Origin of the sequence: Vibrio sp. Evd11 (assembly GCF_900382755.1) — a bacterium.
Lineage (GTDB): Bacteria > Pseudomonadota > Gammaproteobacteria > Enterobacterales > Vibrionaceae > Vibrio > Vibrio lentus.
Genome location: NZ_OSDX01000055.1, coordinates 20622 through 27658 on the forward strand (window position 1 = coordinate 20622; position 7037 = coordinate 27658).

General features: G+C 43.1%; 6 protein-coding genes. 4 read left to right on the top strand and 2 right to left on the bottom strand.

The genetic code is table 11. From position 1 onward, the window contains the following. Positions 1-82: 82 nt before the first annotated feature. Positions 83-1279 (bottom strand): acetate kinase, encoded by a 1197-nt coding sequence (locus tag ED652_RS18610; RefSeq protein WP_122055760.1) that lies wholly within the window; start codon positions 1277-1279, stop codon positions 83-85. 342 nt (positions 1280-1621) lie between these two features. On the opposite strand from ED652_RS18610, the gene yfbV reads away from it, so the two are divergent. From yfbV to ED652_RS18625, 3 genes are all read left to right on the top strand, one after another. After that, positions 1622-2074 (top strand): terminus macrodomain insulation protein YfbV, encoded by a 453-nt coding sequence (gene yfbV, locus ED652_RS18615; protein WP_122055761.1) that lies wholly within the window; start codon positions 1622-1624, stop codon positions 2072-2074. 252 nt (positions 2075-2326) lie between these two features. After that, entirely contained in the window at positions 2327-3286 is a 960-nt protein-coding gene (locus tag ED652_RS18620; protein WP_122055762.1) for an ABC transporter substrate-binding protein, read from the top strand. A gap of 253 nt (positions 3287-3539) precedes the next feature. Then, positions 3540-5006 carry a GGDEF domain-containing protein gene (locus tag ED652_RS18625; protein WP_122055763.1) on the top strand — a complete coding sequence of 489 codons (1467 nt, stop codon included), beginning with the start codon at positions 3540-3542 and terminating at the stop codon, positions 5004-5006. A 67-nt stretch (positions 5007-5073) separates the two neighbouring features. Here ED652_RS18625 and dusC read toward each other — a convergent pair whose 3' ends face one another. Then, the gene (dusC, locus tag ED652_RS18630) at positions 5074-6030 is read right to left on the bottom strand and encodes a tRNA dihydrouridine(16) synthase DusC (protein WP_017107304.1); all 957 of its coding nucleotides are present in this window, start codon (positions 6028-6030) and stop codon (positions 5074-5076) included. Positions 6031-6212: 182 nt separating this feature from the next. On the opposite strand from dusC, the gene ED652_RS18635 reads away from it, so the two are divergent. Continuing rightward, complete coding sequence (locus ED652_RS18635) at positions 6213-6833, top strand: YecA family protein (protein ID WP_122055764.1); 621 nt, start codon at positions 6213-6215, stop codon at positions 6831-6833. Positions 6834-7037 lie beyond the last annotated feature (204 nt).

A 7037-nucleotide genomic window follows, 5' to 3' on the forward strand; every position in this document is an offset into this window, starting at 1 on the left:
TGGGGTAGGAATAGAAGTTGAGCCCCATTTTCTTGATATGAAAAACTGACTAGCTTCGAGTGAAGCTAGTCAGGAAAATCAATTAAAGACCTGCTAGTTTCGCAGTGTCTTCAGCAATTACTAGCTCTTCGTTAGTCGAGATAACCATTGCAGGGATACGGCTGTTAGCTGTAGTGATAGTACCTTCGCCGCCGAAACGAGCTTTAAGGTTAGCTTCACCGTCAACTTCGATGCCGAAGATGCCTAGGCGGTTAAGAACCATTTCACGGATTGGGCCAGAGTTCTCGCCGATACCGCCAGTGAAAGTGATTGCGTCTAGACGACCTTCTAGAGTTGCAGTGTAACCAGCAACGTACTTAGCTAGACGGTGACAGAACACGTCCATTGCACGAGTTGCTTCTTCTTTCTCGCCGTAGTTGTCTTCAACGAAACGACAGTCAGAAGTCACTTCAGTTAGACCAGCAAGACCAGATTCTTTAGTTAGCATGTTGTTGATTTCTTCAACAGAGTAACCAAGAGCGTCGTGTAGGTGGAAGATGATCGCAGGATCTAGGTCACCACAACGTGTACCCATTACAAGACCTTCAAGAGGAGTAAGACCCATAGAAGTATCTACAGATTGACCGTTTTTGATTGCACATACAGAAGCGCCGTTACCTAGGTGACAGTTGATGATGTTAACTTCTTCAACTGGCTTGTTTAGTAGGCCTGCAACTTCACGAGTAATGAACAGGTGAGAAGTACCGTGCATGCCGTAACGACGGATACCGTGCTCTTTGTACAGGTTGTACGGTAGAGCGTATAGGTAAGACTCAGAAGGCATTGTTTGATGGAATGCAGTGTCAAATACAGCAACGTTTTTAAGCTCAGGGAAGTTGTGCTTAGCAGCTTCGATACCAATGATGTGAGCTGGGTTGTGAAGAGGCGCGAAAGTCGCAGCGTCGTGAATACCCTTAAGAACTTCGTCAGTGATTAGTGCAGATTGAGTGAACAGCTCGCCACCGTGAACGATACGGTGACCGATCGCGCCAAGGTTTTCTTTAAGCTCAGGCTTAGAAGCAAGAATAGTTTCTACCATAAACGCTAGTGCTTCTTCGTGAGCTGCGCCATCGCCTAGTTGAGCTTCGTGTTTACCATCAAGTTTCCACTTGATACGAGCTTCGGGAAGGTGAAGACATTCTGCTAGACCTGTTAGGTGCTCAGCACCTGTTTCTGCGTCAACAACAGCGAATTTAAGAGAAGAACTACCACAGTTTAAAACTAAAACTAGCTTAGACATTAATGACTACCTGTTTATTTTTCTGATCGAAATCAGTTAAGGATGAAAATTAATCTCAAGAATAGTCGAAACACATAGGATTACGTACTAACCTTGGTCAAAAAAACGTTAATTTCCGTATAAAGTGAAAGCGCTCTTTATCAAAAAAGAGGCTTGTGCATTCCTTGCAGAAGTCTTCTCAAAGTTGCTTAAATTGTAAATAAGGGCAACAATGAGATTGAGGTCTGCAAATAATAGCGATATTGTGCAAATATAACAAAAAAATTTGAAATAATATTATTTTTCGTCAAATTTTTGTGTTTTTAGTTGATGATTTCAACTTTTTTTTAATGGGAGACTCATATGAGCAATAGAGTTGGTTTAGCTAACAGTTTAAAAGATGGCCAAAAGTACATGGATCTCTGGCCTGTTCGAAAAGAGTTAAACGCTATTTTCCCTGAGCAACGAATCATTAAAGCGACGCGCTTTGGTGTGAAGGTGATGCCAGCGATTGCTGCTATCAGCGTTCTTACGCAAATGGTCTTTAATAATTACCAAGCGATGCCACAAGCTGTGGTTATGGCTTTGTTTGCAATCAGCTTGCCGCTTCAAGGCATGTGGTGGTTGGGCAATCGCTCAAATACACAACTTCCGCCAGCACTCGTATCGTGGTATCGCGAGCTGCATGAGAAGATTACTGAAACGGGTTTTGCGTTAGAGCCTATGAAGTCACGCCCTCGCTATAAAGAATTGGCAATCATTTTGAATCGTGCATTTCGCCAGTTAGATAAGTCCTCAATGGAGCGTTGGTTTTAAAGGAATCCTCAGCTTTCTTTTTTGAATGTGAACCGTTTGTACACGATCATTCGGCTGTTCACTGGTTAGTATGTTCGTCTTGCTTTTTAGCATATCCTGAAATTATCCTTAATTTTCCTCTCTTAATTCGATCGATGTTGTATTTTTTGTTCATTAAATATCCAGGTTTTTTGCTAGTGTTAAAGTTGTCATTAGGGGGTTGTTTTGCTCTCTTTGTTGAATAATAACTAGATCTTGATTTAGGGTATGATTATGAATTTTTTAAGAAAGTTATTGGTGGTTAGCCTTGTTTTTTTGTTGTCGGCTGGCCATGCTTTAGCGGCGATTTCCAAGGTGTCAGTTGCACAAATTATAGATAACGATGATTTGAATGCTGTGCGTTCGGGGCTTTTAGATGGTCTAGAGGCAAAAGGGTATGAACCTGGAAAAAACTTGGAATTTACTTATGCTCTAGCTGATGGGAAGCCTGCAAAAGCAGCAAAAATTGCAAGAAAACTTGCGAGTGACAACCCTCATGTTTTGGTCGGCATCGCCACGCCAACAGCTCAAGCTTTGGTCTCTGCAACTCGATCAATCCCAATTGTTTTCACTGCGGTCACTGATCCGATTAGCGCTCGTTTAGTGAAACAATTGGATAAGCCCAGACAAAATGTTACTGGTCTGTCTGATTTATCACCGGTAGCTCAACACGTTTCGTTAATTAGAGAAATACTACCTGACACAAACACTATAGGCGTCGTTTATAACCCTGCCGAGGCCAATGCTGTTGCCATTATCAAATTGTTGCGAACAGTGACCAAGAGTTTTGGAATTACCTTACGCGAAGAAACCGTGCTTAGTGCCTCCGATGTTGAGAGAAAGACAAAAATTTTGGCCAAACAATCAGATGTCATTTATGGATTAACAGACAACACTGTTGGGAGTGGAGTAGATGGTCTAATGCGAGCTGCAAACCAAGCCAGTACGCCTGTTGTAGCGGGCGCCCTGTTTTATGTAGACAAAGGCGCGATCGCGGGTATTGTACTTGATTACTATAATGTGGGTGTTCAAACCGCTGAATATGTAGCTGCAATTTTGGATGGGCAGGAGCCTAGCGAGCTAAGTGTAAAAACTGCGCAAAGTTCTCAGTTGGTGGTGAATCTAGATGCTGCTCGCGAGCTTGGCGTGACAGTGCCTCAGTCTGTGATTGATCGTGCAATCGTTAGCCGGTGAATTGAGTTCGGTGTTAGTTGATCTAATAGGCCACAAGTCATATTATTAACAGCATTGGAATGGGCTCAGATAAACAGAACTAACCTGCTCTATATGTTGGCGCCTCTCTATTTTATTCATTTGTAAGCGGTTATTTGACCGTTAGCTGCGTGTGGAATATCAATTTACATTATTTTACGTCGAGCGAATTGGTGATCAATGTCATAATATTAACGGGGTAAATGAAAATAGCTAAGCGCAAAGAGCACATGATATGAAAGTTAACAGGCACTTTAGCCTTACCTTTGTTTTTGGTTTCCCTGCTGTGATCGCAGCGATGTTACTTAGCTTGATTGCAAAGAACCATTTTGACTCGGTAGAGAAAGACATCAGCGGTGAATTTCAACGTATTGAAGAGGTGTTTAAGCGAACCACTAAAGTCGTTACCGCGTTAGACTATAGCTTTTCAAACTACTACAAGTCAGGCAACCCTCTTTTCCTCGATCACAATAAACAAGTGGTGGATGGTCTTTGTCAAATTTGGCCTATCGATAGCTTACTGCTCGCTGACGGAAAGACTTCTGATATTCCTTCGGTCGATATTAATTATATGTTGGTCGGAGAAGAGTCGTTGTGCTCTGAAACGAGTGATAGCTACAAAAGCGCGTCAGAAAAGATTGCACTGGCGCCTATCCTGTCCTTTTTATCCCAACTGGACGAGTCCCATAACGGTGTACATTTTATTGATACACGCGGCTATGTAATTTCATCACCGGAAGATTTTGCCAAAGGCTTAGGTAAAGAACTGCTTTCAACCATCAAAAGCCGTCCTTACTGGCAAAAGACAGCCAATAACCCAGATCAAGTAACGTTGTCTGGTCCCGCTTATCGGTTTGACTCTCTTGACCGCATGATCAGTATGACCATTCCGGTATTTCACAAGGGCGTGCATCAGGGGATGTTGTCAATCGGTATTTACGCGGACAAATTACTTGCTACTTCGAATAAGCATCTAGCGGGTAGGATTGATATTATTGATACTACCTTGGTTAATCCGAGTGATACCGCAACTTTCTATCGTAAGATAGATTTCGAAGGTGTAGCATCTCACCACGCGATGTATTATGAGTTAGATATTGTGAATGAGATTCGTCACTTCTTCGTTTATGAGAAAGACAGCCTAATCGTCGCTGTGATTGTGTACCTGTTTTCGGTTACGATTTTCTTTTATGTTAACTCCAATATCGAACGCGGCTACTTCAAAGAACTGGCAGCTAAAGACTCAATGACAGGGTTATTGAATCGACGTGGTTTAGAAGCGTTTTGGCGCAGCGTAGAACATGATCAGTTGTTTGCTTTAACGGTATTTGATATCGATGATTTCAAGTCGATTAATGACACCTTCGGCCACGATAAAGGCGACGATGTCATCCGTTATATGTCGTGCCAGATAAGTAATAGCATTCGAAGTAGTGATGTTGCAGCGAGATTTGGTGGTGAAGAGTTCGTTGTCTATCTGAAAGGGGATGATCGAGAAACATTGATCAGAACATTGCAGCGTGTAAAAAGTGCGGTTTGCTCTAAATCTGAGGATATCATCCCTAATGGCTTCACGGTATCTGGCGGCGTGTGCATTGTTGAAACGGAGCAAAGCAAACTCAACTTTGAAGAGATATTTAAGTACGCCGATGAAAAACTGTACGTGGCTAAGACGACCGGTAAAGACCGAATCGAGTTTTAACCATGTTACTGAAATCTTGCGCTTTAAAGGAGGAGAGGGGCTGATGGCTCTTCCTGGCTAAGACATATTAAGCTGAGTGGAAATGCTCTTCTTGATAGCGTTGTAGGCGCTCTACGATAGGCGGCGCTTTCTTGAAAGTACGAATTTCTTTAAACAGTTCGTTCGCTTCAGGGTAGCCTTTACTTAAATAGACAAACCATTGTTTCACTCTATTGGGGTAGTACATGCCTTTATCCCCTTTAATTTGAAACTCTGAATAGCGCAGTAAGAGTGCGATCACTCTATCCCACGGCATTTTCTGGTGGTTGTGCTTAACGACATTACCAAGGTTTGGAATATTAAAAGCGCCGCGGCAGACCATTAATGAATCGACGCCCGTTGCCTCAATACAATCTTGGCCATCTTGATAGTTCCAAATTTCCCCATTCGCAATCAACGGCAGAGAGGTCTTCTCTCTTATTTGGTTGATGTAATCCCATTTGATTTCGCTGGCTTTGTAGCCGCCAACTTTGGTTCGCGCATGCACGGTAAGTTCGTCAGCTTTTGCTTGCTCGATCGCGTCGACAATTTCAAAGCATTCTTCAGGGTGTTCCCAACCTAATCGAATTTTTGCAGACACGGGAATGTGCGCAGGGACCGCTTCTCGGCAAGCTTTCACCACTTGATAGATGAGCTCAGGTTCTTTGAGCAGCGACGCTCCACCATTGCTTTTATTCACCGCTTTCGCAGGGCACCCAAAGTTAATATCGATGCCTTTAGCGCCTAAGCTGGCCGCTTGGAAGGCATTCTCAGCCATCCAATTTGGGTGCTGTCCAAGAAGTTGGAGGTGAATAGGTACACCTGCCATGGTTTGAGAGCCTTGGTGTAATTCAGGACAAATACGGTGGAAGACATGCGGGGGAAGAAGTTGATCAACAATACGCACGAATTCAGTGACACAGAGATCATAGTCATTAATCTCTGTAAGAATTTCGCGCATTAGATGATCAAGAACGCCCTCCATAGGGCCAAGTATTACTCGCATGCTGTTTTTTTACCGAAACTGAGTGGACCAAAAATTAAGATGCGTGATTGTACGGCTTGCTCACAGGATTGTCACTACGAGAGTGGGGCTCCTGTTGTCATGTTTACTTGAGCTGTTAGTGGCGACATGCTGGGCTTGATAACGCTATAATGGACAAAATGATTTAAAACAATCGAGCTTTCATGACATATCAATTATTAAGCCTACCAGAACAAGTTACAGACATTACACCGCAGTTTATTGAAGGTGCAATCCTTGCGTCTAACCTAGCGACTAAACCATTAGATCCAGAAGAGTGGCTGGCTATCGTCGCACCTGAAGCGGGTAAAGAGCTGGTAACAATCGTGACGGAACAAATTAACCGTCAGCACAACCTGATTCAGCGTAGTGAATACTTACTAGCCGATGTGTTTGCGGAAGGTGACTTTAACGAGCAATTCGCTGATTTCGCGGAAGGCTTTATGATGGTTTGGCCTACGATTGAAGAGCAGTGGCAAAGTGTGACCGTGGCGGATGGTACGCTGCGTATGCTACAAGCGCTGCTAACTACATTGATGCTGGCGATCGACGAAGAACAAACCCAACAACAAATGGTCGCTGCTGGCCTTCAGAATCCGCCATCGCTTGCTGACTTGGTTGGTCAGATTGATTTGATGATTTCTGAAGTGGCACTTGCGGCAGATGAAGCCATGTTGGGTAATAAGTCACAAAGCGTGAACCCGTTTAAAGACATTGGTCGAAACGATTTATGTCCGTGTGAAAGTGGCAAGAAATTCAAACAATGTTGCGGTAAAAAAAGCTAATCGAGACTTGTTGATAGATTAAGCTTGAATGAGCATCAGATTTTCTTAAAGTGATAAAAGCTTAAGCAATAAAAAAGTCGACCTGTTGGTCTAATGCCGATCAGTTAGAACTAAAGTGATCGGTTGAACGATCCTTCAGAGCTGTCAAAATCCAAGTGTATTTAATGCACTTGGATTTTTTTATGGATGTCTCTCAAGCTCTAA

What these genes read in the sequence shown, in the direction of transcription:
- ED652_RS18625 (WP_122055763.1), top strand. Translation starts at nt 3,540, where the DNA reads ATGAAAGTTAACAGGCACTTTAGCCTTACCTTTGTTTTTGGTTTCCCT.
- ED652_RS18635 (WP_122055764.1), top strand. Translation starts at nt 6,213, where the DNA reads ATGACATATCAATTATTAAGCCTACCAGAACAAGTTACAGACATTACA.
- yfbV (WP_122055761.1), top strand. Translation starts at nt 1,622, where the DNA reads ATGAGCAATAGAGTTGGTTTAGCTAACAGTTTAAAAGATGGCCAAAAG.
- ED652_RS18610 (WP_122055760.1), bottom strand. Translation starts at nt 1,279, where the DNA reads ATGTCTAAGCTAGTTTTAGTTTTAAACTGTGGTAGTTCTTCTCTTAAA.
- dusC (WP_017107304.1), bottom strand. Translation starts at nt 6,030, where the DNA reads ATGCGAGTAATACTTGGCCCTATGGAGGGCGTTCTTGATCATCTAATG.
- ED652_RS18620 (WP_122055762.1), top strand. Translation starts at nt 2,327, where the DNA reads ATGAATTTTTTAAGAAAGTTATTGGTGGTTAGCCTTGTTTTTTTGTTG.